Origin of the sequence: Bradyrhizobium sp. JYMT SZCCT0428 (genome assembly GCF_018131075.1) — a bacterium.
Taxonomy (GTDB): Bacteria; Pseudomonadota; Alphaproteobacteria; order Rhizobiales; family Xanthobacteraceae; genus Bradyrhizobium.
This window is the reverse complement of the sequence record NZ_JAFCLS010000015.1, coordinates 135389-162335: the sequence shown is the minus strand read 5'-3', so window position 1 is coordinate 162335 and position 26947 is coordinate 135389. Positions and strand designations below refer to the sequence as shown.

Below are 26947 nucleotides of genomic sequence, written 5' to 3'. Positions count from 1 at the left end.
CAACGTCGCAGAACGATTTCTAGGATCCAATGCGGCGGGTTAGCGGCAGAATTGACTTGGGCGCAGGAGCGGCGAAGTAAGTCTGACAACAGGGTTAATGCACGGAGGTGCGAGTGTCGCTGCGCTGAAGCTCAATGAAGGTTGAACAGCTCTCTCACCAGCTGCCCGGAAATGATGTTCGCGAACGACAACCTGGTTGGCGGTGCGACCGGCGCCGGGCTGCTACTCAGGGCCACAGGCGTGTTGACTTGCGCATGGGGCGATGACGGCTGTCTGGCTGCAGCCTCCTTCACCAGCCTCTTTGTGGCCTTTGGCTTGCTTCTTTCCACGGCAGTAACCGACGCATGAGAAGTTATCGGCGCGTATGCTTGTGCTTGCGGAGGCGGCTCGTCCGGGATGGCGTCGGCGGCCGGCGCCGGCGGCGGAACGATCGTCGGAAGGTTGGTGTCGATGACGATCCGTTCCGGTGGCTGCTGCAGAGAAGCGATCCGGATGACCGGCCTGTTAACCTCGTCACTCGCCGGCTCCGCCAACGGTTGCGGAAAGAACCAGTTGGCCGCGAACAGCAACACAAGCAACGATGCGCCGACCCAGGCTATGTATCGTCCGAGAGGCATAACCATCTCCGCCACAAAACCTGACGGAGAGCAAACGCCGTAATTCCTGACAGTCCGTAACTGAACGTGGTTACTGCCGGAATTGCTGTTGCTGAGTTCGATCACAAACTTTCGTGAGCTACTCGGTGTAGATTTGATGGGAGTTCGGCAGGTCCGGGAATTGACTGCCTGCTACCGATGAACCGGCATACGCGCATACCGCGATGACAAGCGCCCTGATGATTGTGAACATTTGCTGCCTCTTGCTGTTGGAGGCAGCCTAGAGCGGATTCGTTTCAAGCCGCTTAGGGAAGGTGGTTTTCACGTCCTTGACCGACTTGGTAAACAGTCTGCTTGTATCCATTTTTTCGTAGCGATGCCGCCGGCGCAGCCCGTGCTGCACCGCATCAGGATCGCCAGCGCTTCTTCTGCCCGTGGCGGCGCAACGGACCTCAGACGCGAGGTTCAATGCCAAGTCGGCCGGAACGACTTAGCCACCGCCAGCGCAGCCCACTCGTCGGTTTCCAAAGCAATTTTCTGTGCGAGCATGACGTCGCCGGGCACCAGCGGCTGGTTTGGCACAAAACACCAACCGGCTTTCGGGCGCCCATGTTGGTCAAGTTCATGAATATTTGTCGCGGTGCCATAACAGATCCGGTATCGCTTGCCGCTCTGGCAGCCCGTGACTTCGAAATACCCGTACTTGTTGAACTGAATCAGTTGCTCAGGCGATAGCCACGCTTGCAGCAACCTTATGCCGCGCACCTCCCTTTGAGGGCAGCCCAATTCCCGATATTGAGCCCGCAGCAATTGCCAGCGGTTAGCACTATCCGCCAGCAATTGCCTGATGTTACGGACCGCATTCCGTAGCGTTGTCTGCAACATGAGACGCTAACCGCCGACCAGCCTTGGATAAAACAGGGTTTCTTCGGCTTTCGGATCGAATCTGCGGGTTATCGTCGGATCGCCAGAGGAATTTCTGACTGCCGCTGTGAAGCCGGCGCCTGTGAGCTGTTCGAAGCGTTTTTCCGCTTCGAGCAGCGCCTTCGCATCGTTCGCATCAAACTCATGGCGGGTATCGCCAGTGTGGTCCATCACGATTTGGGATGCCATTGCAAACACTCCTTGGGGTTCGCACCATCAGCAAATCTGCAATGGCAGAGGTTCCGAAAAGTTCCAAAGGCTCGCCAAAATACAATTGCCCTCCGCCGGCGGCTCAGAAATGGGTAATTCATTTTCGAAATGCGGCAGGGTGCAATTTTCCGGCTCGCTGGCCGAAATTACTCACATTCCGAACGGGGGCAGGGCGGCTCAGGGTAATTTGCGTCGCTTTTGGTACAAGTATGGGCTGGGTGGGCGGCTACCCAACTGCTAATGAAATGGGCCTGCCTCCGTCACAGCCATCACCGGCTGGCACACCCGACAGGGTGTCGCCTAACCTCACTACGCACGATCAAACTCACCACGCCTATGGATGCGAATAATGACCCTGACGACCTACTTGCTGTACCTGGCCGCCGTGGCCGTGTTGGTGCTGTCACCCGGCCCAACCATGCTGACCTGCATGACGACGGCGCTGAACGAAGGCAAGTCGGGTGCGCTGGCGGCTGCGGTTGGCAGCATCAGTGCGGTCCTCGGCGTCATGGCGCTTTCGGCGCTGGGCCTCGGTGCATTGCTCGCCGCATCGGAGCTTGCCTTCACCGTGGTCAAGGTGATCGGGGCGATCTATCTCATCTGGCTCGGCATCAAGACGTTCGGCAACACCGCGGAAGCCGTCGATATCAGGAGCGCTCCAGCGGACGGCGGCCGGCGCTTGCGCACGCACTATGTCAGGGGCCTCCTGGTCGGGTCGAGCAATCCCAAGGCCATCCTGTTCTTCACCGCGTTCTTCCCGCAGTTCCTCAACCCGGCCGAGCCGTTCGCCGCGCAATATTCCATCCTCGCCCTCACCTTCATCGCATGCGAATTCAGCGTGCTGGCGATGTGTGCCTTCGGCGTTTCCGCGATCGCTCCGGTCCTGCGCTCCAGCTGGCACATGCGCTGGATCAACAGGGTGACCGGCGGGCTGTTCGCGACGATGGGCGGCCTGTTGTTGCTCAGCCGCCGTCACGCCTGACAACAAGAACTCTGTGTCAGGCCGTCACTCGGCCGCCTCCGCCAACAGTTCCGTCTGCTCGTGCAGGACAACGCCCGACAGCGGATCGAACTCGCCGATCCACGGCTTGCGTTCGAGCACCGCCCTTGTGTGGCGATAGCCGGCGTCCCAGCGCTGCATGATGCCGGACGGGCTGAAGTCGATGTCCTTGGTGTGGTCTTCGCGGGCGAGCTGCGGAGCGAGCAGCCGCACCACATGCATCCGGGTCGGGCAACCATAGCTCGCTAGTTCCTTCACCGCTTCGCTGTAGCGCTCGGACTCCGGCAGGCGTGCGGCGAGCTGATTGATGACGTGGCGCAGCCGATGCGCCTGCTGCTGGCGCGCGACGTGGCTGGCGATCCGGCTGGAATACTGCACGTCCTTGTGTCGATTCAGCACCTCCGCCGATTGATCACAGCGATTTGTTCACCACCGTTCGATCGCCATTCGTAACGAAGGCCGATCGATCAACGTAATCGAAACAGCGGCTAACCGCTAACACGCACAACAAAGGGTATTGAACATGACAACCAGGAATCTGCGCGCCTTGCTCTCGAGTTCCGCTCTCGCTCTCTCGGTCGGGCTTGCCTCCGCGCCCGCGGCTTACGCGCAGGACAAGATGGGCAAGGACGGGATGGCAAAGGACGCGATGTCCAAGGACGGAATGAAGAAGGACGATGCGATGTCCAAGGACGCGATGAAGAAGCACGACGGCATGTCGAAGGATGCGATGTCGAAAGACGGCATGAAGAAGTAAGGTCCGGTCGCCAGAAAGCTGCAGGCTCGCTTCGGTGAAGCGAGCCTGCTATTCTTCCCTTGTCACGGCATGGGCGAGGCGCCGGATGACGGGCGCCGCGAACAGCACGACCGGCAGCATCAGGATCCAGGCGAATAGCCAGGCTTGCAGCCAGTGCATAACGAAATGGCCGGATCCGACCAGCGGAAAGCTGGCGATCGCCGCCGCTATCGCGCAGGTCAACCCCGACTGGATGAAACCATAGACAAAGTGGCTGTAGCGCCGCGGGATTCCCAACATGCGAGCCTCGACAGGGATTGTTCCCTGTCAGGAAGCAAGAGATATGCCTAACAACGTTGCCGCGATTGCGTACCCGACGGACCAGCCACTTCTCCCGGCGAACATCAGCCGCGCCGCGCGGCCTCGATCGCGGCGACGTCGATCTTCTGCATGGTCATCATGGCATCGAAGGCGCGCTTGGCTTCGGCGCCGCCGGTCGCCATCGCGTCCGTCAGCACGCGCGGCGTGATTTGCCAGGAGACGCCCCATTTGTCCTTGCACCAGCCGCATGCGCTCTCCTGGCCGCCATTGCCGACGATGGCGTTCCAGTAGCGGTCGGTCTCTTCCTGATCGTCGGTGGCGATCTGAAACGAAAACGCTTCCGTTTGCTTGAACACGGGGCCACCGTTGAGGCCGATGCAGGGAATGCCGGCAACCGTGAAGTCGACGGTCAGCACGTCGCCCTTCTTGCCCGAGGGGTAGTCACTAGGTGCGCGGTAGACGGCGTGCACGGCGCTGTCGGGAAAGACTTCGGCGTAGAAGCGGGCGGCCGCCTCCGCGTCCTTGTCGTACCAGACGCAAATCGTGTTTTTTGCAATCTTCTTGGTCATTTCTCATCCTTTCGCTGCGCTTGCGTGCCGCTTGCGGTGTCCAGACCGGCCCGGTCGGCCTGGCGAAACGACGAACGGGGTCGGCCGAATCCGACATCGTCCTGCGTTTTTTTTTGGATGATTTACAGGGCGCCAGGCTGTGTCTTCAACGTCCGACGACGCGGAACCTCCGCATGTCGATGCGCGATTGGCGGCATGTCAGCCGAACACGCCCGACCATGCCAGTCCGAAGCACACCATCAGGGCGCCGCCGAGCGCCAGGCTCGGCCGGTCGGTGACGGCAAAAGCCACGGGATCGTCGTGCAGCTCGCTGCGTCCGCATTTCAGCCAGATCCGGCATACGAACAGGAACAGGATGGCCGGAAAGGCCCAGAGCCAGGCGGTGTTGCCATAAAAACTCTGCCGGAAGGCGTCGTTGATGATGTAGAGCACCATGATGAGCACGGCCGCCACCCCGGTCGCCATGCCGATGCCCATGATGAGCGGCAGGTCGATGGACTTGTAGCCGCGGCCCCGGACTTCGGTGCCGCCGCGCTCGATGACGCGGGCGACCTCGGTGTGGCGTTTTGCGAAGCTGAGCGAGGCGAACAGGAACATCGCGAATACCAGCAGCCAGGGCGACGGCGGCGCGCCTGACGCCACGATGCCCGCGCCGAGGCGCAGCGTGAACAATCCGGCCAGCACGAAGCCGTCGAGAATCGGGATGCGCTTGAGCGCGAACGAATAGAGCAGGGTTATCGCGAGATACAGCAGCACGACGGCAACGGTTGCCGGTCCGGCCAGCGCCGCAACGGCCAGCCCTGCGAACAGCCCGACCGGAACGGCTGCGATGGCCGTTGCAAGCGGCAGGCGCCCACTCGCCAGCGGCCGGTTCCGCTTCGACCAGTGGCTGCGGTCGTCGGTCAGGTCCCAGATATCGTTGACGAGATAGGTGGATGAGGCAACCAGGCCGAGGGCGAGGAACGCGCATGTCGTCGCGTAGACGGCGTCCACATGAGAGACCAGTCCGGCGAGGATGAGCGGGACGAAAACCAGCGCGTTCTTCGCCCATTGGTGCGGACGCATGCTGCGCACCAGCGCACGGATGCGGGACGTTCGCGGAAACACCTTGGCGACGGTCGCGACGCTTGCGGCGGCGTGCTCTACCGAACTTGCCGCCTCGACGACGATGGCATTCCTGGCGCGGCGCCAGATCGGGATATCGGCGCGCGCGTCGCCGGCATAGTCGAATCCGTCGGGGAATCGTTCGGCGAGAACCTGTGCCTTCGCTTCGCCCTTCAGGTTGCGCAAGCCGTCGCTGCCGATGACGCCGCGAATGAACGCAATCCGTCGAACGACCTTTTCCGCGACCTTGGCGTCGGCGGCGGTGGCGACGTAGACCGGTCGTCCGCTCGCCGCGATATCGGCCGCGTAGGCCAGCAGTTCTTCGTTGAACGGCAGAACGTCCGGCTCGATATTGGTTTCCTCGGCGAGACGGCGCTTGAGATAGGCGCGGCCACGCAGCATCCACAGGCCGATCTCGAACAACCGCCACGGCGCGGCTCGCAGCAGCGCGAGCACGGTCTCAAGCAGCATGTCCGCGCGCACCAGCGTGCCATCGAGATCGAGGATCAGCGGCCGCGGTTGCGGCGCCTCGCGCCGATCGGAGAGTGGCGAAACGGAGAGTGCAAGCGGCAGGGGTGAGGTGGACATGCGGGCCCTTTCAGCGGGTACGGCTGTAGAAATCCCAGCAGGGATGCAGCTTGTGGCGCGTGAACTCCCGTTCCAGCACGGTACGGAAGGTCGCAGGATTGGTGTCGGTCGCGCCGGGGAGAATGCAGGTGCGGAAGAACACACCGTCCGCGTCCGCCAGATAGGCCGACGCTTCGGTTACGGAAAACGCCGGCACCGTGCGGCGGAAATCCATCGCCAGGGTGGTGCCGCGCGCCGGCGTCAGGCCGAGCAGCCGCGGGAAGGATTCGGCGAAATCGATGGTCGTATAGCGCTGCGCCTTGGTCGCGTAGCCAAGCCGCTGAAAGTTCGCGCCGGCCTCGGCAACGCTGACAGCCCACGCCGCGCGCGTCGCCGGGCTGGTGCTGCCGGGATCGCCGTCGAGATCGAAGCCGTTGTTGGCGGTCTCGTCGAGGAAGGGCAGCCACTCGGATTGCAGGCGCGTCATCAGTCGGGAGCCGGCGAGGGTGGCTGTTGGCACGCGCATGCCTGGAAGGAACGTTGCAAAGCCGTGGTCGGTCGTGCCCTGCCGTTCCCGGACGAATGTCGAGACGACGCGCTTTTCGACGACGTCGGCCATCGGCAGCACCAGCGTCGCGCCGAGTAGCGCTGCGGCAATCAGGCGCCAGCCGCGGGTCGTGCGCAGGCTCGGGTGGAAAAGGACGGCCGCGGCGGCGATCAATCCGACGCCGCCGGTGTTCTGACTTTCCGCGGCCAGCGCCACCGCGACCAGCAGCGCTGCGTCCACGACGAAGGCTTCGCGGGCAAGCGTATCGTGCACGAAATGGAGCGGGCGCCTCACCGCCGCGGTGAAATCGAGTTCGCGGGCCGCGAGCACCACGATCGTGATCGTGACCGCAAGCGGCAGCCAATTGCGCGCCGAGGAGGCAGCGAGCCGGAAAGCGGCGCCGCCCCGGTTCAAGGCGCTCATCGAGACGATGTCGTGCAGGTAGCCGGAGACGAGGCCTCCGGTCGCCAGTTCGACCAGTCCCGCCAGCGCGACGGTGACGAACAGCATGACGAAGAGCGCGGCGGGTCGCGCGCGTCCAAGCAGCACGGCCGCGACGACGAGGCCGAGCATTGCGATCGCGGCGGTGATCTTGATGAAGATCAGGGCGGTGAGCAGGTAACCCAGCAACACGCCGTCGTCACGGGCCTTCGGCAGCACATACCACAATGCTGCCAGGAACAGGATCGCGGTCGCGAAGCGGTTATAAGTGGCAAAATAGCTGATCTCGGAGAGCATGGTGGAGTCGAGCGTGTAGGGCACCAGAACCACCACGGCGAGAACCGCAAAGCTTGCGGCGAAACCCCAGGGCGATTGAATGCGCGACGCGATGACGGCGAACGGCGGCACCACCATGAGCCATGCCAGCGCGTGCAGGCCGATGAACGGTTGCCCGCCGGGAAAAAGCCGTTCGGCAAAATGCGTCAGGTAAAGCGTGAGCGGGCCGATCGGCGAAGCAAAGTCGACGTGCGGGACTTGCCCGACGCCGATGCGATAGGCGCCATCGAGGATGAAGACGAAATCCCACACCGCGCGGCCGTAAGGAACGACGTGGACCAATGCCGCAACTGCCACGACCAAAACCGTGAAGGCAGCAATCGCGGTGATCCGCCAATTGAAAGATGCTGCCCGGGACCTGATGAGATCGTAACTTGCTTCCGTCATATCGAACCCTCAGCTATCGCGCTTTGGTCGATATGGTCTTTTGGAGCGAGCGCAAACCCGTTTTAAAAAACACGGTAACTTTTAAGATGAACGCTCGCCGCACTGCTTTTCAGGCGTTTCAGAGTGACGCTGTTGGCACAACAGTGTCGATCATTGGCACACAATTTTCGGGCGATCTGTCGCTTGCAATCAGCGGCCAGCGAACCGTCCCAGCGTGTTGAAGCGCGCCTTCTGCTCGCTGGCGAGCGTGGCATAGAAATCATCGAGCGCCGGCTGCACCAGTTTGGCCGATTGCATCATCGCCTCGAGCCGCTTCTCCATCGCCTCCAGCCGCCCGACCGGCGTCAGCGGTACGTCCACCGGACAGGCAGCTTGCAGCGTCTGAACGGCCTTCTCCGTGGCCTCGCGCAGGCGGTCGAGCGCTTCCTTCTGTTTGCCCGCCGGACGTATCACCGTTTCGATCCGCTCGATCGGCAGGCTGGTCAGGCTGGGCTTTGGCTCGCCGCAGCTATCCGGCTGCGCGTTCGCTTCCTGCTGCGGCTGCGGTAGCGAACGTTCGCCGATGTCGGGGCCGAGCGCGTTGAAGCGGGCCTGTTGCTCGTCGCTGAGTGAGCTGTAGAATTTCTCCAGGGCCGGCCGCACGATCCGCACGGACTCGAGCGTGGCGCTGAGGCGGTTCATGATCGCCCGCAAGCGGCCGGGCGGCGTCATCGCAAACGAGTCGACGCAAGATTCCTTGAACGCGTCGGCGGCCATCGCCGCCGCATTCTTCAGATCGTCAAGCGCTGCGCGCTGTTCGGGCGTCGGCCGCACCGCCTCCTCGATCGCAGCGATCGGCCAGGCGGTGATACCCTTTTCGGGCTCCTTGCACAGTTGCTTGAGATCCTGTGGGCTCATGCCCGCGCTTTCGCGCGCTCGGGAGCCGCCGATTGCGCCGTCGCTCTGCCGGGAATCAGTCGAGCCGAGCCTGGCATAGGAGGAATACGGACTATCCGCGCCCAGAACACGGTATCGACGAAGTCATCGTAGGCGTGAGCCCAATAACCGGCGTCGTAGCCGGAGGGCCAGAACGTGTATTCGAAAATGTCGGAATAGGCATAGGGCCAGAACACGTGGCCGGCCCACGGCACAAACGCCGCGCGCAGGCCACGCTTCCAGGCGTGGCGGGGAGCCCAGCCGTGCCGCCCGCCCTCGAGCGCCGCCTGGACGCGCGGATCAGGATTGCTGCGGAAGCGCTCGGCAAATCGCCCGCGGGCGGCGGCCTGCACCGCGGCAGCGGCGGTCTCGGCCTGCCTGCCGGCAGGCGGCATTCCCAGCTCCTGCCGGCGCGCCACATCGCGTTGCTGCAGGCGCTGCTCGCGCTGCAGCTGCCGCTGCTCGGTTTGCAGCAATCGTTGCTGCGCGCGTTGCGCCCGCACGCCATCCGGCTGTCGCGACTGCAACTCCTGCACGCGCCGCTGCAGCCGATCGATGCGCTGCTCGCGTTGCGCGCTCTCGCGGTTGAGCGTGTCGCGCTGCCGTTCCTGCGTGGTTTGCTGGAGCCGCTGCAGGCGCTCCTCACGCTGCAGCTGCCGCTGTTCGGTTTGCAGCAACCGTTGCTGCGCGCGTTGTGCGCGCACGCCATCGGGCTGTTGAGACTTCAAATCCTGCACGCGCTGCTGCAACCGGTCGATGCGCTCCTGGCGCGGCGCGTTCCGGGGCGAAAGCCCGTCGCGCTGCCGCTCCTGCACCGCTTGCTGCGGCGGCTGAATGCGCTGCTCGCGCTGGCCGATCCGATCCTGCCGGGATGGGCTCGCGGCGGCCGGTGCAGCTGCTCTCGGAGCGACGGGGCGCGGTGGCGCGGCGATCTGCGGCGCCGGACGCTGCTGCGGCGGAGCCGGACGGAACGCCGGCGCGGCGGGCCGCGCCATAGCGGGCGGAGGGGCAGGGCGTGCCATCGCGGGAGGCGGTGCAGGGCGGGCCATCGCGGGAGGTGGCGCAGGACGGGCCATGGCAGGCGGCGGTGCAGGATGAGCCATGCCGGCCGGGGGTCCCGCGGGCCGGCCCGCGCCCGCAGGCGGTCCATGCCTTTTCTCCTGGGCGGCGGAAGAGCCCACGCTCGCCGCTATCATCGAAACGCCGAGAAGAATTGCTGAAAGGCGAAGGCTGGGTGCAAGCATGATCGTCGCTACCTGGCAGCTCGTTAGTCGCCCGTCACTCTCAACGCGCGAGCGCGGCAATCGATCTATGACCGTCATTGCGGCGTTGCGACGCAGGCTGACGGCGCCCAATCCTGACGAAACTCAAAACCTGACGAAACTCAAAATCGACGCGCAAGACCGTTTTACGGTTGGTGGATCGATTGCACGTCGAGCCGCTCGGCCTCAGCGGTCGCAACCACCGCCGCTGTTGCAGTGACGGCAAGGGCCACGATTGCAAAGGCTAGTCCGATAAGTCTCAAGCCTCGCCTGTCCGCCACCGGTCATCCAAACGCATATCGAAGCGCCGTTGCGATGCCGGCTGCCACGAGACTTGCAATGGCGGCCAGCGTCCAATCCGGTCGCGCGCTTCGTGTAGCGAGTCCGGTCAATGCCTTTGCAAAGCTTGCCATCAGCCTTCACCAACTCTCGGATCCCAGGCGATCCAGATACGAAAGGCCGGAGCATGTCAGTTCTTCGGGATCGCTTTCACCAGCCTGCCATTTTCCGCTCAGGTACCTCTCAAGCGAGCAACGACGCGGATCGGCCGCGTCAACATCATCGTGCGTGGCCAGGTGCACGGTCCAGGCTCGATCGACAGCAGTCTTCAGCGGAAACTCGTCATCCATTTTGAACTCCAAATCTTTCGCGCTTGCTTTCAATTCGATCGGGCGAAAAAAGTTGCCGCTTTTTCCCGAGAATATGATTCGTCCCGGCGGGCCGGATAAAGGCCCGCCACTGCCAGGCGCACCGGGTATGTCGATCGAGGAACCGCAGACGGGGAGCGACGTTTTGTTCCCGTCAACACACGGAGAATTGTCATGCGTTCAATCGTCCTGGTTCTGGTCATTTTGCTGACCGAGACTTCGCTGTCTTTTGCACAGGGTCAGAAGGGTACATCGCAGGAACAGCAGGCCTGCACACGAGATGCACAGCGCTTCTGCCGGCAGCAATTGGGCGATGATGGAGCGGTTCAAACATGCCTGCAACAGAACAAGGCCAAGCTGAGCACGAGCTGCCAAAAGGTATTTGCCAGCCGCGGCATGTGAGGCGCTGTGTTCTCGCCAAGTCGGGTTTGGACCGTAACGGACTTGCGGGCGCTATTGTTTGCTCAGCGCATCACCCAGCCGGTCCCGGAATGAAGCAGCGCCACATAGGGATCATACTTCCTCGGGTGTCGAAGCGCGGCCACCACCAAACCATCGCGATGCCGCTGAGGTTCGGCTGGTCGATCACGACGGAGTATGGCACGTCGAACCACTGCCCGGGTTCAGTTGGCCGATGCGGATGCTTCAGCAGGACCCTGTAGCCACCCTTTGCCATATCCCACTCGGCCTCCACGTGCTGGCCGTCTCCGGAGTCACAACACCCTACGCCCGCCTTGTTCTTGAGACTCTTGAACCAATTGTTGAGTTCTGGCCGCATCGCGTCATGCGGATAGGCTGTGCTGATCCCGAGAAAAGCAGCCGCACTCAATCCTGCCATGCGAGCTGCGATCAACCGATAGAGACGCGTCGGTCGTCCATTCGAGTTGGTCATGGAAACCTCCGTTTCCCCCAAACCCGCTCTTGTAAGTCATCGAGCCTACGCGACCTTTCAACCGGGAAGCGCCGCCACCCAGGGGTACTCCGTATGGCTGACCTGACCGGGAACAAGTGGCAGTTGGGCTGTGCGGCGGTACAAGGCTACGAAATTTCGCAGACCTTTGGTGGCCACCATGGTCGCGTCGTTGAATCGGATAAGGGCACGTTAGTTCGGTCAGGCCCTCTGTCATACTTGATCCTGACAAGGGCGCAGAACGCGTTATGCCTTTATGCGCGGGAATTAATTTGCGTTTGGCAGCGAACGTCTGAGCCTGGCGCAGGCAGCAGCTCTCCAAGGCAGGTTGTGACCCGGGCGGGCGCCGGCCAGAAGCAATCCTGAGCTTGCGCCCCAAGATGTTGAGTGTTCCACTCGGTGCATCTGTTGCACAGACGGAGTGCTGTTGCGGATTCAGGCGCTGCTGCTGCCGATCAAGACGCTGGTGATGAGCGGACAGTAGGTCCTTGCTCAACTGAGGGTGTGTCACCCTTCTAAACCTAAAAATCAGGAGATCGAGATGATGCAGGGCGACTAACCACATCACCACGGGAGGGAATAGTGGCGATTCTTTTCGAGATAAAACACGTCACCGGTTACAAGTATGCGAACCCGGTTACGTTTGGCACACACCGCGCCATGTTCTTGCCGAGGCCTGCCGCACGCGGGCGCCTCCTCAGTTGGTCCGCACAAACCAGCCTTGCTTCCACAATTCGCTGGGTCAGTGACAGCCTCTCCAATAACGTAACAGTGATGGAATTCAGTGAGCCCGGCAAGGAGCTGACGTTTACGTTTCAGTTTCGGGGAATCCATTTCGGCGGAAAAGAAGTTGAGGAGTTTCCTCTGGAGAAACGGGCGGAGCGAGTGCCGGTGCAGCATACCCCGGACGAGTGGACGGACCTTTCCGTCTATATGCGCCCCCATGCCGAGGACCCTGATGCCAGTGTTGCCGCCTGGGCCAAGAGTTTCGTTGCCGACAACCAGGATCGCACGACAGACGTTCTACGGCGGATGCTGGACACGTTCCACGATACCTTCCGCTACAATGCCAGGGATGCCGAAGGCACTCAGTCTCCCGGTGAAACTTTGAGCTCGAAGTCAGGAACCTGTCGGGATTATGCTTGGCTAATGATCGAGACATTGCGCCGGCTCGGCTTCGCCTCGCGCTTCGTCAGCGGCTATATCTACGATGCCGCGCTGGATGGCGGCGAGGTGGGTATGACCGGCTCCGGCGCAACTCACGCATGGCTCCAAGTGTTTCTCCCCGGTGCCGGATGGATGCATTATGACCCGACCAACCGCATCAGCGCCGGCTATGATTTAATCGCAGTGGCGATCGGCCGCCATCCAGGCCAAGCAGTCCCTCTGGCAGGCTCGTGGGCTGGTAAAACGCAGGATTACCTGGGCATGTCGGTCAATGTCACGGTCCGAAAGCTCGGTGACGTCTCCGACTCGTCCGAAGGATAATTTGCGTCGATATCCTGGAACGGCGTGCTCCGATCCCGATTTCGTCGCCAAATAAATCCTGTAGCCGAGAGTTCAACCCCGGGCAGCAATCTCAGCTGTCGGACGGGGCCAGCGCCGTCTGACCGGCAATCTCGTCGGCTCGCCAGCAGCGGACCGCGTGTCCGTCGGGACGCGTTTCAAGCGATGGCCGGGGCTCGCGGCGACACACGGCTTCGGCGTAACGACAGCGCGGACTGAAAGCACAGCCGTCCGGCGGATTGAGCGGATTGGGAAGCTCGCCCGGTATCGTAGCAAGCGGCGCGCGTCGCAGCGGATCGGGAATGGCTGATATCAGGGTCTGCGTATACGGGTGCGCCGGCCGTTCGAAGATCTCGCGCCAGTGGCCGCTCTCCACAATGCGGCCGAGATACATCACGGCGACCCGGTCGCTCATGTGTTCGACGACGCCGAGGTCGTGGCTGATCATGATGTAGGAGAGGCCGAGCGTCTCCTTCAGTTCCAGCAGCAGATTGATGATCTGGGCGCGGATCGAGACATCCAGCGCCGATACGGGTTCGTCACAGATGACGATCCTGGGATTGAGGATCAGCGCGCGGGCGATGCCGATGCGCTGACGCTGGCCGCCCGAGAATTCATGCGGGTAGCGGCCGGCTTGTTCGGGCCGCAGGCCGACATGCCGGAGCATCGCCGCGACACGGTCGTCGACCTCGCTCTTGGCCGTCACGCCGTGCAGGCGCAGCGGGTCTTCCAGCGTGCGGCGAACGGTCTGGCGTGGATTGAGCGAGGCGTAGGGATCCTGAAACACGATTTGCACGATGCGGGCCAAGGCCTTTCGATCGCCCGATTGCCGGTCCGTCACGACCTGGCCGTCCAGCACGATGCGGCCCCGCGTCGGCGCCTGCAGGCCCAGGATCGAAAGCGCCAATGTCGACTTGCCGCATCCGGACTCGCCGACCAGACCGAGGCACTCGCCGCGCTTCAGTTCGAGATCGACGCCGTCGACCGCCCGCAGCAGCCGCCGGCCGCCGCCCAGCAGGCCGCCACCGACGGGAAAATGGACCGCGAGATCCTCCACGCTGAGGATGACATCGTCGCCGGGCCTTGCCGCAGGTTCATGCATGGTGATGACACCTGACCAGCCCGCCGGCACCGAGCAAGGTCGTCTCCGGCTCGGTAGTCCGGCAAATGTCGGTCGCCCGCGCGCAGCGCGGATTGAACCGGCAGCCGTCCGGGAAATCCGTGATCGCCGGCACGACGCCCGCGATCTCCGTCAGCCGCGTCCGGCCAAGGGCGGCGCGGCTGCCCAGCCGCGGCAGCGAGTCGACCAGGCCTTGCGTATAGGGATGCGAACTGGTCCGGAAGATGTCGTCCGAGCCGCGCTCCTCGACAATGCGGCCGGCATACATGACGGCGACGCGGCGGCAGACATTGGCGACCAGGCCGAGATCGTGGCTGATCATCAAAATGGCGGTGCCTCTCTCGGCGCATAGGTTCCGCATCAGCTCGATGATCTCCGCCTGCACGGTGACGTCGAGCGCGGTTGTCGGCTCGTCGGCGATCAGAAGGTCCGGCCCGCATGCGAGTGCGATGGCGATCATCACGCGCTGGCGCATGCCGCCGGAAAGCTGGTGCGGGTAATCCTTCACCCGCCGTTCGGGCGCGGGGACGCGAACGCTCGCCAGCGCCTCGACCGCGAGTCGGTCGGCCTCCCGCCAGTCCTTGCCCTGGTGCAGCACGAACATCTCGGCGATCTGCCGGCCCACGGGCGAGACCGGATTGAGCGCCGTCATCGGCTCCTGGAAGATCATGGCGATGCGATTGCCGCGCAGCGCGCGTTGCTCGGCGGCCGAAAGCCTCTGGATCTCCCGGCCGTCAAATCGGATGGCGCCGGCGCCGATCGAAAGCGGCTGGCGCAACAGGCCGATCAAGGCGAGCGCCGTAATACTCTTGCCGCAGCCGGATTCGCCGACGAGTCCAAAAGTCTCGCCACGGTCGATGCGGAATGAAACGCCCTCGACCGCCGCAACATGGCTGGATCGATAGTTGAGATCGATGCGCAGATCCTCGACTTCGAGCAGCGGAGGCCCCGTCATGTGCGCCGGCTCCGCGACTGTGGATCGAGAATGTCACGCAGGCCGTCGCCGAGCAGATTGAGGCCGAGCACCGTCAGGAAGATGGCAAGGCCGGGGAAGATCGAGAGCCACGGCGCCGTCGTGATCTGGTCGCGGGCTTCCGAGAGCATGCTGCCCCAGCTTGGATAGGGCGGGCGTACGCCGAGGCCAAGGAACGAAAGCGCGGCTTCGGCCAGTATTGCGCCGCCCATGCCCAGCGTGCCGATGACGATGATCGGGCCGACCATGTTCGGCAGCAGCTGCGTGATCATGATGCGCAAATCGCCGTAGCCGAGCACTTTTGCGGCCTGCACATAGCCCTGGCTCTTGAGCGACAGTGTCGAGGCCCGCGCGATCCGGCAGGTAAAGGACCAGTTGGTCAAGCCGAGCGCGACCAGCAGGCTGGTCAGGCCGGGTCCAAGCACCGCCATGATGGCAAGCGCGAAGATCAGCGACGGGATTGCGAGCATCAGGTTGGTCAGCCCGTTGACGAAATCGTCCCACCAGCCGCCCCAATAGCCCGCGGTCAGGCCCAGTGTCACGCCGATGACGCTGTTGACGAGTTGCGAGACGATGCCGACCGTCAGCGAGATGCGCGCGCCATGCACGACGCGGGAATAGATGTCGCGGCCCTGCGCGTCGGTGCCGAACCACCATATCCAGCTCGGCGGCTCCTCGGCATTCAAGAGGTTGGCATCCATGACAGGATCGGTATGCGCCAGCCAGGGCGCGAGCAAGCCGACGAAGATCGCAAGCGCGAACAATGCCCCGCCGATGATGAGATTGGCCCCTAACCTCATGCGTATCGGATCCTCGGATCGATCACGCCATAGAGCAGGTCGATCAACACGTTGATGGTCAGGAAGAACAGCACCACCACGAGGATCGAGCCCTGGACGGCAGGAAGGTCGCGCTGCAGGACACTGTCGACGAGCAGCGAGCCGATGCCCGGCCAGGAGAACAGTTTCTCGACGACCACCGCCTGTCCCATCAACGCGCCGAACTGCAGGCCGATCGTCGTGAGAATGAGGACGAGCGCATTGCGCATCACATGCCACTTCACGACCCGGGTCTCGCTCATGCCCTTCGAGCGTGCGGTGCGGACAAAATCCGCGGTCATGATTTCGAGAACCGCGGCGCGCGTCGTCCGCGCCAGCAGCGCCATCGGCGAGACCCCGAGGGTCACGGCCGGCAGGATCAGGTATTTGAGCCCGCCGTCGCCATAGCCGAAACTCGGCAGCCAGCCGAGTTTCAACGCAAACAGGTACATCAGCAGCAGCCCGAGCCAGAATTTGGCCATTGAAAGCCCCGACACCGCCAGCACCATCGAGAGCGTGTCGACGAAGCTGCCCGGCCGCAGCGCCGCGATGAAGCCGAGCGGTACCCCGATCACGATCGCAAACGTCATGGACGCGAATATCAATTGCAGCGTCGGCCACATTCGTTTGGCGAGCATGGTCGTGACCGGCTCGCGGGTGCGGAACGATGTGCCGAAATCGCCGGTCGCGAGCTTGGCAATGTAGGAGCCGAAGCGCACGTAGACGGGATCGTCGAGGCCGAGCTGCTTCTTCATGCGCTCCACGACCTGCGCGTCCGCCGGGCCGCGGCCGTCATCGTTCATGCTTGATATGATGCTGCCCGGCACGACGCTGAACAGCACAAAGATCACCAGCACGACAGCCAGCACGGTCGGAACGGTTTGCAGGATTCGACGGATCGCGAACGAGAGCATCAGGCCTGTTCCTCCCTCCCTCTATCGTTTTTTGCGTTTTGCGATGGAGGGAGGGCGAGAGCGCGTGTCACTTGTAGTTCACTTGGCTAGTTCATTTGGCGGGTGAGGTCGCCTCGACCCAGAGGTCTTCGACGTTTTGATGGGTCAGTTCCGTCGCGTTCAACTGAACCCCCTTGAGCCACGGCTGCACCGCCATGACCGCCTTGTTGTAGTTGAAGAACCAGACCGGCGCTTCGTCATAGAGCAGGGCATTGGCCTTTTGCAGCAGCTGGACGCGCTTGGCGGCGTCGTCGGCCTGCGCGGCCTCATCGATCAGCTTGTCGAAGTCCGCGTTCTTGAAGCTGGTATAGTTGCAGGCCGATTGCGGCGTCTTCGAGTAGTAGCATTTCAGCGCGGCCAGCGGATCCGGGCCGGTCGACTGTGAATAGACATAGGCCTGGAAGTCGCCGCTGCGAACCACCTCCGCCAGTACCGCGGTCTCGACCTGCTTGACCTTGGCCTTGATGCCCACTTTGTCCAGCATCGGGATAACCGCCTCGACGATCGGCAGTCCCCAGCTTTCATTCTGGCTCGTCGTCCATTCGAATTCAAAGCCTGTTGGATAGCCCGCGTCGGCAAGCAACTGCTTCGCCTTGGCGGGATCGAACGGGTAGGGCTTCATCGTCTTGTCGTAAGCGGGCGAGGTCAGAGGCAGCCAGCTGGTGGCGCGATAGGCTTTGCCCTTGACCAGTTTGCTGATGATCAGATCGGTATCGATCGCGTAGTTGATCGCCTGCCGGACCCGCTTGTCAGAGAACGGTTTGAATGCGGGATTCATCCCCATGTAACGCGTGAAGACCTCGGCGACTTCGGTGATGGTGCCCTTGAGGTTGGGATCGGCCTGGTAGGCGACATACTGCGCGGGTCCGAGCACCGAGGTGTCGATCTCCTTGTTGCGGAAGGCGACATCGCGTGCCGCGGCTTCGGCCATGATCGACACCATCAGCTTGTCGGCGTAGGGCTTGCCGGGCTTGTAGAACTTGTCAAACCGCTCCAGCACGACGCGCGATCCCGGCACGTGCTCGACGAATTTGAATGGCCCAAGGCCGATCGGCTTCTGGATGAAGCTGTCCTTGGCGCCCTCGTCGGCCGGATAGATCGAAGTTAGCGCGGTGAAAAAGTAGAAACCTGGATCGACCTTCTCGGTCAGCTTCATTTCGAGCGTGAAGTCGTCGATCTTTTTCAGGCCGGAGATTTCCTTGGCTTTGCCCTTCTCGACATCCGCGGCGCCCTCGATGAGGCGGACAAAACGCGCGCCAGGATAGGCCTTGGCGCCGTCCATGATGCGGTTGTAGCTCCAGATGACGTCGTCGGCCGTCATCTTGCGACCATGGTGGAAATAAGCGTCGTCGCGCAGCTTGAAGGTATAAACAAGACCTCCGCCCGAGACGATGGCCTCCTTGGCGAGCTCCGGAACCGGCTTACCCTCGGCTGAGTCCCAAATGTAGAGCGACCGATGCAGGCCCTTGGCGACGATCTCGTCCTGGGCGCGTTGCGTCGTATGAATGTCCATGCTGGTGAAACTTGAGCCATAGGGCGCCGTCATCCGAATGGTGCCGCCCTTGCGTGGCGTCTGGGCCTCCGCCGTGACTGATAGCGCCAGCGTCAGGCCAGCCACGATCGTAATCTTCTTGAACATCATGCTTTTCTCCAACCGTGCAGGAGCATTCCGGTTCGAGAGTTGATCACTCGCGGCATATCGAGCGCAAGGTTTTCATTTCGTGGTGATGGGCGGTCGGGGACCAATACTTGTGCGGTGCGCTATCTGGTCCAAGTATCGTCGGGGGATGACCGGATGCGCGTCGAACGAAGCGGGCAGGCGCTCGGAATCTGGAAGCTCTACTCGCAGTTGCGGGTAGGTAAGCGATTGCAATTGAACGGATTTCAGTGGAGTCGTAGCCCGGATGAGCGAAGCGATATCCGGGACTTTGCTGTTGGTTCCCCGCATGTCGCTTTCGCTCATGCGGGCTACCGGCTGCAATCCTCTCCTCTCACACAGCGGAGAAGGGAAAGGATCGTCTTACTTCACACCCGCTCCACAAAACTATCGACCACCTTCTTCTCGCCGGCCTTCTCGAAGGCGATGGTGAGCTTGTTGCCGTCGATCTTGACGACGTTGCCGTAGCCGAATTTCTGGTGGAAGACGCGGTCGTCGAGCGAGAATTCTGAAACGGTGCCGGTGGATTTGGCAACGAGTTCACCCTCGATCACCATCGGCCCGCGCTTGGTGCGGGAGAAGCCGCCGCGCGCGTCGCCGGAGGATGAGAATGACGATTGGCTTTCCTCAAAACCGTTGCGGGTCTGGCCATGACGGCCGCCCTGATTGTTACGGGCGCGATTGGCCTGCGCGCGCCGCCAGCCCGGCGTGGTGTAGCTGGAGCCGAAGGATTCCACATTGTCGAAGCGGGAGGCGCCGTAGCCGCCGCTGCCGCCCCAGCCCGAGCCGCCCTTGGATTCCGTGATCTCGACATTGTCAGCCGGCAATTCGTCGAGGAAGCGCGACGGGATCGTGGTCGTCCAGCTGCCGTGAATGAGGCGGTTGGTGGCGAAGTACAATTTGGCGCGGCGGCGGGCGCGGGTCAGCGCGACATGGGCGAGGCGACGCTCTTCTTCCAGACCGGCGCGGCCCTGCTCGTCGAGGGTGCGCTGGCTCGGGAACAGGCCGTCCTCCCAGCCCGGCAGGAACACGTTGTCGAATTCGAGGCCCTTGGCCGAATGCAGCGTCATCAACGACACGGCTTCATCGTCGGCGCCGCTGTCGCGGTCCATCACCAGCGAGATATGTTCGAGGAAACCTTGCAGGTTATCGAACTCCCCCATCGATTGGACTAGCTCTTTCAAGTTATCGAGCCGTCCGGCAGCGTCCGCCGAACGGTCCTTCTGCCACATTTCGGTATAGCCGCTCTCGTCGAGCACGATCTCGGCAAGCTCCGTGTGAGCGATCTTGTCGCTTTGAGTGCGCCAACGATCGAATTGCAGGATGAGGTCGCGCAACGAGCCGCGCGCTTTCGGCTTCAACTCATCCGTCTCGACCACGTTGCGGGCGGCTTCGAACAAGGGAATGCGGCGCTTGCGGGCGTGGTCGTGCAGCATCTGCACGGTGGCGTCGCCGAGGCCGCGCTTGGGTACGTTGACGATGCGCTCGAAGGCGAGATCATCGGCCGGCGAATTGATCACGCGTAAGTAAGCCAGCGCGTCCCGGATTTCGGCGCGCTCGTAGAACCGGGCACCGCCGATCACGCGATAGGGCAGGCCGAGCGTGATAAAACGTTCTTCGAATTCGCGCATCTGGAACGAGGCCCGCACCAGGATCGCGACCTCGTTGAGGTTGTCGCCGGCGCGCTGCAGTTCCTCGATCTCTTCGCCGATGGCGCGGGCTTCCTCTTTCGAATCCCAGGAGCCGGTCACGGTGACCTTCTCGCCGTCGACGTCCTCGGTGCGCAGCGTCTTGCCGAGCCGGCCTTCATTGTGCGCGATCAGATGCGAGGCGGCGGCGAGGATGTGGCCGGTGGAGCGGTAATTGCGTTCGAGCCGAATGACTTTCGCGCCGGGAAAATCGTGATCGAAGCGCAGGATGTTGTCGACCTCCGCGCCGCGCCAGCCATAGATCGACTGGTCGTCGTCGCCGACGCAGCAGATGTTTTTCGGCGCGGTCATCGCGGGAAGGGCGCCTCGCTCGTCATTCCGGGGCGCACCGCCAGGTGCGAGCCCGGAATCTCGAGGTGAGTCCGCTTCAGCTCGAGGTTCTCCGATGTGCGATTGCACATCCGGGTTCGCGTCTTCGATGCGCCCCGGAACGACGGCTGGATCAAGCGGCCCCGGAATGACGGCCGAGAGGGATTGCGCTTTTGAAGGCGACGGCGCCTGCGACAGCAACCGCAGCCACAGATACTGCGCGACGTTGGTGTCCTGATATTCGTCGACCAGGATGAATTTGAAGCGGCTCTGGTATTGCCGGAGCACATCCGGGTGCTCGCGGAACAGGCGGATGTTCTCCAGCAGGAGATCGCCGAAATCGGCGGCGTTGAGGATCTTCAGCCGCTCCTGATAGCTGGCGTAGAGCTTGCCGCCCTTGCCGTTGCCGAACACGGCGGCTTCGCCCGCCGGCACCTGCGCCGGCGTCAGGCCGCGGTTCTTCCAGCCGTCGATCAGCCCGGCCAGCATCCGCGCCGGCCAGCGTTTGTCGTCGATGTTCTCGGCCTGCAGCAATTGCTTGAGCAGGCGGACCTGATCGTCGACGTCGAGCACGGTGAAATTGGATTTCAGCTGCACCAGTTCGGCGTGATAGCGCAGGATGCGCCCGCCGATCGAGTGGAAGGTGCCGAGCCACGGCATGCCCTCGACGGCCTGGCCGAGCATCTGGCCGAGCCGCAGCTTCATCTCGCGCGCGGCCTTGTTGGTGAAGGTCACCGAGAGGATTTCGTGCGGGCGCGCGCGGCCCTGGCTCAGGATATGGGCGATGCGGGTGGTCAGCACGCGCGTCTTGCCGGTGCCGGCGCCGGCCAATACCAGCACCGGGCCGTCCAGCGTCACGACGGCGTCGCGCTGCTCCGGATTGAGCCCGCTGAGATATTGCGGGGCCGCCGTGGCGCGCGCACGCGCGGCGATGCCGCCAGGTGCAGGTGGCGGTGCAGCGGGCGCGTCTGACGCAAGCTTGCGCAGGTCAGTCAATGAGCATGTTCCTGATTCTCAACGGAATAAGATGGCACTCGCATGATCAATTTGCGAGGGGACATGGCCGGTAAATGCCAATTTCGGCGTGCCACGAACGCGGCCGGAAGCCAAGTGAAGCTGCAATTATATCTCCAGAATTCGTGCGTTTGCCCCGCGGGCGGGCTTGCCAAAACGCATATTTCAACTCAAAATTGCTCACTTAAAGTTTGCATCTTCAGGGGAGGGCGATATGGCCAAGGGTGATACGCCAAAGGAACTGGTCGATGCGCTTGATCTGGTCAGCGGCGAGAAAGCCCTCAAGCTGGAATCCCTGAGCGGCGTCGAAACGAGGGAAGTGCGGCGAGTGCGCACCATCTTCGAAGACCCGAACATTGTCGCCATCGGTATCTCCCAGAAGATATCCGAGAAAGAGAATACCGGCGAACTTGGCGTCTGTTTCTATGTCGAAAAGAAGCTCGCCAGGAGCAAAATGAAAAACAACAAGATGATTCCGCCCGTCCTGAGCGTGGCGGATCGCAAGGCGGTATTCACGGATGTTCAACAGATCGGCAAGGTTCGCCCCCAGATCAACAAGCGGAAGTCGCCGCTGCTCAGCGGGTTCAGCGTCGGAAGTTCGATAGATACGGGAACCCTGGGCGCCATCGTCAAGAAGGGAAAAAAGCTGTTCGTGCTGAGTAATTCGCACGTGCTTGCCAGGAGCGGGTTGGGGAAGGTCGGCGACAAGATCATTTTCCCCGGCAAGTTGGACAATGGCGGGAGAGATCAGGTCATCGCCACCCTGTCCGCCTTCCTGAAATTCAAGACTGGCGACGATTTTCTGAACCGCGTTGACGCGGCTCTAGCCGAGATCGATGAAGACTTCCTCGAAAAGATAGATTTCTCGATCCGCGGAACGAAAGCCCCACTTGCGACGACGGTTCCCGTTCGCGGCATGAAGATCGTGACGCGCGGACGGACGTCCGGAGACACGGAGGGCGAAGTTCAGGACGTCCACTTCAGGATCGTGCTGCCCTATCAGGGAGTCGGCCAGGTCGGCTTCCTGGATCAGGTGAAATGTTCGCATTATTCCAAGGGCGGCGACTCCGGTGCGCTGATCGTCGACAAGACAAGCAAAAAAATTGTCGGTTTGCACTTTGCCGGGTCACCCATCGCGAGTATCTTCAACCCCATCGCCGAAGTCGTTAAGGCGCTAAAGTTCCGCTTCGTGGCAGCATGAGAAGCGGGCCGGCCATGCGGACAAAAAATGGCGAACGAGGATCAGGCCAACAAGGCCCGCGAGCAAAACAGTCGGGATTTGCTGAAGCGCGGCGTCCACGCCGTTGGCGTGGAGGATCGCGGCAAGAGCGGCTGGGTCGTCGTCTGTCATGTCGCCCCCAAAGCGAAAGCGAAGCTGCCTTCCACGCTCACCGTCACGACGCATCAGGGCGATGTCGATGTCCCTCTCGTGACCGTCAAGAGCGAGCCTTTCAGGCCGGAATAAATTTCCAGACCGTAATAAATTTCGCAAAAATGGGGTGATCAAATGCCAAGTTTTGTGCTGCGCCAATCCATGCTCAGACATCGTGGGCCATTTCTCGCCGAGTCGGAGAGCGTCCGTCGCGCCGATGACGGCATCAAGCCTGCGCGGACCGAGGTCTTCATGCCGGAGATGGTTCCGCGCAACTGCCGCCTCCAGGACTACAAGGAAATAACGGTCCCCGCGGTTGATGTGGATCAGGAGATTATCGCCTTTTGCTCGCCGGATTCGACGTTCGCGGCGACCAAGAAGCTGTTCGACAATGCCAAGAAGAAGATCCTGATTGGCATCTATGATTTCTCCGCCGAGCACGTCAAACAACTTGTGCTGGACGCGCTTGAGCGCGGCGTCAAGGTCAAGCTGATGCTCGACATCGACAGCAAGGACGAACAGAAGTTTTTCGATGATCTGAACGATTCCGGGGTAGATGGCGTGCCGGCGCCTTCATGCGCGAGCCATCGCGTCAGTTATTTCAGTTCCTCTCATGAGAAGGTGATCGTCATCGATGGGGAATGGTGCATCGTTCAGAGCGGCAACTACAGCAACCACAGCATCCCCCTGAACGTGAAGGATGGGGGCGATCGCGCGCACTTCCGGCCGGGCAACCGCGATACCGGTCTTGCCATCCGCTCCAAGAAGCTTTCCAAGTTCTTCACGCGCATTCTCGAAAGCGACATGGCCCTCGAACTGACCGGTCCGGAGGCGGTGGCACGGGCCGTCGAAGCCGCCAACGCGTTCCTGATCGAAAAGGCGCCTACCCGGATTCCGGCCAAATTGTTTCCTAGCAAGACCTTCAAGCTGACCAAGCCGCTCGAGATCCAGCCGATCCTCAGTCCTGACAACTACATGAAAGTGATGCCGGACAAGTTGCGGGCCGCGAAAAAATCCATCCTGATCGAGCAGCAATACATCCGTGGCAAGCAGCCTGATATTTCCGAGCTGCTTGCGGCAATCAAGGAAGCGCGCGAGGAAGCCGGAAGGCTCGATATCCGCATTATTCTCGGGAAGGTTTTCAGCAAGAGAGATCTGCCGAAGGAAAAGGAAAACCTCGCGCTCCTCAAGAGGGAGTTTGGGCTCGTTCTCGGCAAGAACATTCGCTACATCGATACGTCGCGCTTCGTGCACTGTCACAACAAGATGATTCTGGTCGACGGCCAGAATGTTCTCGTCAGTTCGCAAAATTGGTCCGACTCGGCGGTCTCGAAGAACCGCGAAGCCGGCATATGGCTATCTCATTCGGGCATCTGCGATTATTTCACGAAGATTTTCGAGAACGATTGGTCGACCGCCCTCAAAGCCCCGGACGCCGTCGCGGATGAAGTCGAGCCGGAGTCGCTGCGCGTTGGCGGATTCGTCCGGGTCTCTCCCGCCGACTATCAGGAAGTTTGACCGGACCCCGAAGGAAGGCCTGCTTCTGCCTGAGTATTTCTCGCCCGGTTCGCACACCCGGACCGGGCGTGCGCTTCAGTTGCTGCTGTTATCCCGGGACAACTTTCCGCCGGGCCGCTCGCGATTTTGTTCCGCCAATTCCGAAAATTTCCCGGTTTCGCACCCAGGAACCATCGCTTCCGGGACGGATTGTTTTGGCATGAGCTGGCGCGATCCTCTTAGCCGCGCCGATCGCAACCAAACAGAGGTGGTGTCATGCTGAGCTGGGTCGTTACGTTTCTGGTCGTCGCATTGATCGCAGGTATTTTGGGCTTCGGTGGCATCGCCGGCGCCTCCGTCGAAATCGCCAAGGCGATCTTCTTCATCGCCATCATCCTGTTCCTGGTCTCGGCGGTGGTAGGCCTGGTGCGTGGACGGACGCGGGTCTAGCCGCAACCGTTAGTTTCAAGCGCTATTTCGAGGGCATCGCCACCTTTCGGCCGGTGCCCTCGGGACGTGGAATGGCCGCATGGCTCTCCACCACCGCCTGGACGCGGGCGCGGATATCAGGCGGAAACGGCGCGGTCTTTCGTGCGTTCATGTCGATGTGAATGGTCATGTTCTCCGAAGTCGCGGAGATCCAGCCCTCGGCGGCATGGCGCAGCTCTTCAAACGTATGAATGCGCTTCTCGTCGGCCGCGAGCAGATAGACCGTGACCTGCACGGGATCGCCGAGGTGAATCTCGCGCAAATAGCGCACATGGCATTCGGCGGTGAAGGTCGAGCCGTCGCGTTCCTTCCTGTAAGTGGGCCCTATCCCGAGATGCAGCCACATTTCGTCGATCGCGCGGTCCATCATCACGTTGTAATAGGCCATGTTGAGATGGCCGTTGTAATCGATCCATTGCGGCTCGATCTGCATCACCGACGACAGGAACGGTGCTGAAGGCAGGGGCAAGTCGGATAGCTTGTTTTTGGCGGCTGAAGCTGAAGTCATCATCCATCCCTGTTTGGCCGATCGCTCTTGACCCCTCATATATCCTTTGCCACGGTCCGCTCAAAGCCGGGAGGAATTTTGCGTGGCGATGACGATATCGGGCAATGAGAAGCGGCCGGAACCGCAGGCGCTGGCAAGCGCCGTTGAGGCGCTGGCGGCGCGGTTCGGCAACCGGCTGATTACCTCGCAGGCCGTGCGGGAACAGCATGCCCATACCACCACCTGGCTGCCGACCCAGCCGCCCGACGCTGTCGTGATGGCGCAGGAAACCGGCGATATCCAGGATGTGGTGCGGATCTGCGCCAAGCATACCGTTCCCGTGATTGCGTTCGGCACCGGCACCTCGCTGGAGGGGCAGGTCAACGCGCCGGCCGGCGGCATCTGCATCGATCTGCACGACATGAATAAGGTGCTGGCAGTCCATGCCGACGACCTCGACTGCGTGATCCAGCCCGGCGTGACCCGCAAGGCACTGAACGAGCATTTGCGCGACCAGGGCGTGTTCTTCCCGATCGATCCCGGCGCCGACGCCTCGCTTGGCGGCATGGCCTCGACCCGCGCCTCTGGCACCAACGCGGTGCGTTACGGCACCATGCGCGACAATGTGCTGGCGCTGAAAGTCGTGCGCGGCGACGGCGAGATCATCACCACGGGCACGCGGGCCAAGAAATCCTCCGCCGGCTATGATCTGACGCATCTGTTCGTCGGCGCCGAGGGCACGCTCGGCATCATCTCCGAACTCACGATCAAGCTGCGCGGCATTCCGGAGACGATCGCGGCCGCCGCCTGTTCGTTCGAGACGGTGCGCGGCGCCTGCCAGGCGACGATCCTTGCAATTCAAACCGGCATACCCGTCGCGCGCATCGAACTGCTCAACGCCGAGCAGGTGCGCGCCTGCAATTCCTATTCGAAACTGACGCTGCCGGAGACGCCGCTGCTGCTGCTCGAATTCCACGGCAGCGCCAATGAGGTCGCGGAGCAGTCGAAGAATTTCAAGGAAATCGCCGGCGAATGTGGCGGCGGTGATTTCACCTGGACCACCAAGCCGGAGGACCGCACCAAACTCTGGCAGGCGCGGCACGACGCCTATTGGTCGGTGAAGGCGCTGCGCCCCGGCGCCGGCGTTGTCGCCACCGACGTCTGCGTGCCGATTTCGCGGCTGGCCGATTGCGTCACCGAGACCGAAGAAGATTTGAAGCGGCTCAATCTGCTGTCGCCGATCGTCGGCCATGTCGGCGACGGCAATTTCCACTGCTCGCTGGTCTGCGACGTCGACAATGCCGACGAGATGGCCCGCGGCGAGGATTTCATGCACCGCCTGGTCGAGCGCGCGCAGGCGATGGGCGGCACCTGCACCGGCGAACACGGCATCGGGCAGGGCAAACAAAAATATTTGAAGGCCGAACTCGGTGATGAGGCGATCGACGCCATGCGCGCGCTGAAGAAGGCGCTCGATCCGCAAAACATCTTCAATCCCGGGAAGATCGTGCCGGCGGTTTAGGGCCGGGCGCAACTTCTCTCGCGAATTCCCTGAAGGCTCGTCCACTTGC

27 protein-coding genes and 1 pseudogene are annotated in these 26947 nt (G+C 62.2%); 9 read left to right on the top strand and 19 right to left on the bottom strand.

The genetic code is table 11. The annotated features are described in order from the left end of the window. Nucleotides 1–131: 131 nt before the first annotated feature. The 3 genes from JQ575_RS17800 to JQ575_RS17790 all read right to left on the bottom strand — a co-directional run bounded on the left by JQ575_RS17800 (nucleotide 132) and on the right by JQ575_RS17790 (nucleotide 1709). A complete protein-coding gene (locus JQ575_RS17800) occupies nucleotides 132–722 on the bottom strand; it encodes a hypothetical protein (protein WP_212034508.1) in 591 nt (196 codons plus the stop codon). A gap of 339 nt (nucleotides 723–1061) precedes the next feature. After that, the gene (locus JQ575_RS17795) at nucleotides 1062–1481 is read right to left on the bottom strand and encodes a hypothetical protein (protein WP_249166711.1); all 420 of its coding nucleotides are present in this window, start codon (nucleotides 1479–1481) and stop codon (nucleotides 1062–1064) included. Nucleotides 1482–1487: 6 nt separating this feature from the next. Further along, nucleotides 1488–1709 carry a hypothetical protein gene (locus JQ575_RS17790; protein WP_212034507.1) on the bottom strand — a complete coding sequence of 74 codons (222 nt, stop codon included), beginning with the start codon at nucleotides 1707–1709 and terminating at the stop codon, nucleotides 1488–1490. Nucleotides 1710–2079: 370 nt separating this feature from the next. Here JQ575_RS17790 and JQ575_RS17785 point away from each other — a divergent pair, with 370 nt between their 5' ends. Then, nucleotides 2080–2712, top strand: coding sequence for a LysE family translocator (locus JQ575_RS17785; RefSeq protein WP_212034506.1), 633 nt, complete (start codon nucleotides 2080–2082; stop codon nucleotides 2710–2712). Between the two features lie 24 nt (nucleotides 2713–2736). Here the strand turns inward: JQ575_RS17785 and JQ575_RS17780 are convergent. Then, a pseudogene (locus JQ575_RS17780) lies at nucleotides 2737–3135 on the bottom strand (DUF3734 domain-containing protein); the annotation flags it as partial. A gap of 118 nt (nucleotides 3136–3253) precedes the next feature. Here JQ575_RS17780 and JQ575_RS17775 point away from each other — a divergent pair. Then, nucleotides 3254–3487, top strand: coding sequence for a pentapeptide MXKDX repeat protein (locus JQ575_RS17775; protein ID WP_212034505.1), 234 nt, complete (start codon nucleotides 3254–3256; stop codon nucleotides 3485–3487). A 48-nt stretch (nucleotides 3488–3535) separates the two neighbouring features. Here JQ575_RS17775 and JQ575_RS17770 read toward each other — a convergent pair whose 3' ends face one another. From JQ575_RS17770 to JQ575_RS17745, 7 genes are all read right to left on the bottom strand, one after another. Further along, the gene (locus tag JQ575_RS17770) at nucleotides 3536–3766 is read right to left on the bottom strand and encodes a DUF2798 domain-containing protein (protein WP_212034504.1); all 231 of its coding nucleotides are present in this window, start codon (nucleotides 3764–3766) and stop codon (nucleotides 3536–3538) included. 104 nt (nucleotides 3767–3870) lie between these two features. Next, the gene (locus JQ575_RS17765; protein ID WP_212034535.1) at nucleotides 3871–4344 is read right to left on the bottom strand and encodes a VOC family protein; all 474 of its coding nucleotides are present in this window, start codon (nucleotides 4342–4344) and stop codon (nucleotides 3871–3873) included. A gap of 210 nt (nucleotides 4345–4554) precedes the next feature. After that, nucleotides 4555–6048 carry a UbiA family prenyltransferase gene (locus tag JQ575_RS17760; protein WP_249166709.1) on the bottom strand — a complete coding sequence of 498 codons (1494 nt, stop codon included), beginning with the start codon at nucleotides 6046–6048 and terminating at the stop codon, nucleotides 4555–4557. Nucleotides 6049–6058: 10 nt separating this feature from the next. After that, complete coding sequence (locus tag JQ575_RS17755) at nucleotides 6059–7738, bottom strand: hypothetical protein (protein WP_212034503.1); 1680 nt, start codon at nucleotides 7736–7738, stop codon at nucleotides 6059–6061. A gap of 189 nt (nucleotides 7739–7927) precedes the next feature. Continuing rightward, the gene (locus JQ575_RS44670) at nucleotides 7928–8635 is read right to left on the bottom strand and encodes a Spy/CpxP family protein refolding chaperone (protein WP_249166708.1); all 708 of its coding nucleotides are present in this window, start codon (nucleotides 8633–8635) and stop codon (nucleotides 7928–7930) included. Then, a complete protein-coding gene (locus JQ575_RS44665) occupies nucleotides 8632–9648 on the bottom strand; it encodes a hypothetical protein (RefSeq protein ID WP_249166707.1) in 1017 nt (338 codons plus the stop codon). The genes JQ575_RS44670 and JQ575_RS44665 overlap by 4 nt, the downstream gene beginning before the upstream one ends. 686 nt (nucleotides 9649–10334) lie before the next feature. After that, a complete protein-coding gene (locus JQ575_RS17745; protein WP_212034502.1) occupies nucleotides 10335–10544 on the bottom strand; it encodes a hypothetical protein in 210 nt (69 codons plus the stop codon). Nucleotides 10545–10736: 192 nt separating this feature from the next. Here JQ575_RS17745 and JQ575_RS17740 point away from each other — a divergent pair, with 192 nt between their 5' ends. Then, nucleotides 10737–10964 (top strand): cysteine rich repeat-containing protein, encoded by a 228-nt coding sequence (locus JQ575_RS17740; RefSeq protein WP_212034501.1) that lies wholly within the window; start codon nucleotides 10737–10739, stop codon nucleotides 10962–10964. Between the two features lie 70 nt (nucleotides 10965–11034). Here JQ575_RS17740 and JQ575_RS17735 read toward each other — a convergent pair whose 3' ends face one another. Beyond that, on the bottom strand, nucleotides 11035–11454 hold the full coding sequence (locus JQ575_RS17735; RefSeq protein WP_212034500.1) for a hypothetical protein: 420 nt from the start codon (nucleotides 11452–11454) through the stop codon (nucleotides 11035–11037). Between the two features lie 600 nt (nucleotides 11455–12054). Between JQ575_RS17735 and JQ575_RS46105 the strand changes: the two genes are divergently transcribed. After that, nucleotides 12055–12960 (top strand): transglutaminase family protein, encoded by a 906-nt coding sequence (locus JQ575_RS46105; RefSeq protein WP_212034499.1) that lies wholly within the window; start codon nucleotides 12055–12057, stop codon nucleotides 12958–12960. A 91-nt stretch (nucleotides 12961–13051) separates the two neighbouring features. Here the strand turns inward: JQ575_RS46105 and JQ575_RS17725 are convergent, their stop codons facing one another. The 6 genes from JQ575_RS17725 to JQ575_RS17700 form a co-directional block, all read right to left on the bottom strand. Beyond that, a complete protein-coding gene (locus JQ575_RS17725; protein ID WP_212034498.1) occupies nucleotides 13052–14080 on the bottom strand; it encodes an ABC transporter ATP-binding protein in 1029 nt (342 codons plus the stop codon). Further along, nucleotides 14073–15053 carry an ABC transporter ATP-binding protein gene (locus tag JQ575_RS17720; protein ID WP_212034497.1) on the bottom strand — a complete coding sequence of 327 codons (981 nt, stop codon included), beginning with the start codon at nucleotides 15051–15053 and terminating at the stop codon, nucleotides 14073–14075. Before JQ575_RS17720 ends, JQ575_RS17725 begins: the two co-directional genes overlap by 8 nt. Further along, nucleotides 15050–15871, bottom strand: coding sequence for an ABC transporter permease (locus JQ575_RS17715; protein WP_212034496.1), 822 nt, complete (start codon nucleotides 15869–15871; stop codon nucleotides 15050–15052). Before JQ575_RS17715 ends, JQ575_RS17720 begins: the two co-directional genes overlap by 4 nt. Continuing rightward, nucleotides 15868–16803, bottom strand: a complete 936-nt coding sequence (locus JQ575_RS17710) for an ABC transporter permease (protein WP_212034495.1) — start codon at nucleotides 16801–16803, stop codon at nucleotides 15868–15870. Before JQ575_RS17710 ends, JQ575_RS17715 begins: the two co-directional genes overlap by 4 nt. Before the next feature lie 91 nt (nucleotides 16804–16894). Next, nucleotides 16895–18484 (bottom strand): ABC transporter substrate-binding protein, encoded by a 1590-nt coding sequence (locus tag JQ575_RS17705; RefSeq protein ID WP_212034494.1) that lies wholly within the window; start codon nucleotides 18482–18484, stop codon nucleotides 16895–16897. A 383-nt stretch (nucleotides 18485–18867) separates the two neighbouring features. Continuing rightward, complete coding sequence (locus JQ575_RS17700; protein ID WP_212034493.1) at nucleotides 18868–21513, bottom strand: ATP-dependent helicase; 2646 nt, start codon at nucleotides 21511–21513, stop codon at nucleotides 18868–18870. 232 nt (nucleotides 21514–21745) lie between these two features. On the opposite strand from JQ575_RS17700, the gene JQ575_RS17695 reads away from it, so the two are divergent. The 4 genes from JQ575_RS17695 (at nucleotide 21746) to JQ575_RS17680 (ending at nucleotide 24850) form a co-directional block, all read left to right on the top strand. Continuing rightward, nucleotides 21746–22732 (top strand): hypothetical protein, encoded by a 987-nt coding sequence (locus tag JQ575_RS17695; RefSeq protein ID WP_212034492.1) that lies wholly within the window; start codon nucleotides 21746–21748, stop codon nucleotides 22730–22732. 27 nt (nucleotides 22733–22759) lie between these two features. Then, a complete protein-coding gene (locus tag JQ575_RS17690) occupies nucleotides 22760–22996 on the top strand; it encodes a hypothetical protein (protein ID WP_212034491.1) in 237 nt (78 codons plus the stop codon). Nucleotides 22997–23038: 42 nt separating this feature from the next. Beyond that, the gene (locus JQ575_RS17685) at nucleotides 23039–24421 is read left to right on the top strand and encodes a phosphatidylserine/phosphatidylglycerophosphate/cardiolipin synthase family protein (RefSeq protein ID WP_249166706.1); all 1383 of its coding nucleotides are present in this window, start codon (nucleotides 23039–23041) and stop codon (nucleotides 24419–24421) included. Nucleotides 24422–24676: 255 nt separating this feature from the next. Beyond that, on the top strand, nucleotides 24677–24850 hold the full coding sequence (locus JQ575_RS17680) for a DUF1328 domain-containing protein (protein WP_212034490.1): 174 nt from the start codon (nucleotides 24677–24679) through the stop codon (nucleotides 24848–24850). 22 nt (nucleotides 24851–24872) lie between these two features. Here JQ575_RS17680 and JQ575_RS17675 read toward each other — a convergent pair whose 3' ends face one another. Then, complete coding sequence (locus tag JQ575_RS17675) at nucleotides 24873–25397, bottom strand: thioesterase family protein (RefSeq protein WP_212034489.1); 525 nt, start codon at nucleotides 25395–25397, stop codon at nucleotides 24873–24875. Between the two features lie 88 nt (nucleotides 25398–25485). Between JQ575_RS17675 and JQ575_RS17670 the strand changes: the two genes are divergently transcribed. Continuing rightward, a complete protein-coding gene (locus tag JQ575_RS17670; protein ID WP_249166723.1) occupies nucleotides 25486–26898 on the top strand; it encodes an FAD-linked oxidase C-terminal domain-containing protein in 1413 nt (470 codons plus the stop codon). The last annotated feature ends 49 nt before the right edge of the window (nucleotides 26899–26947 follow it).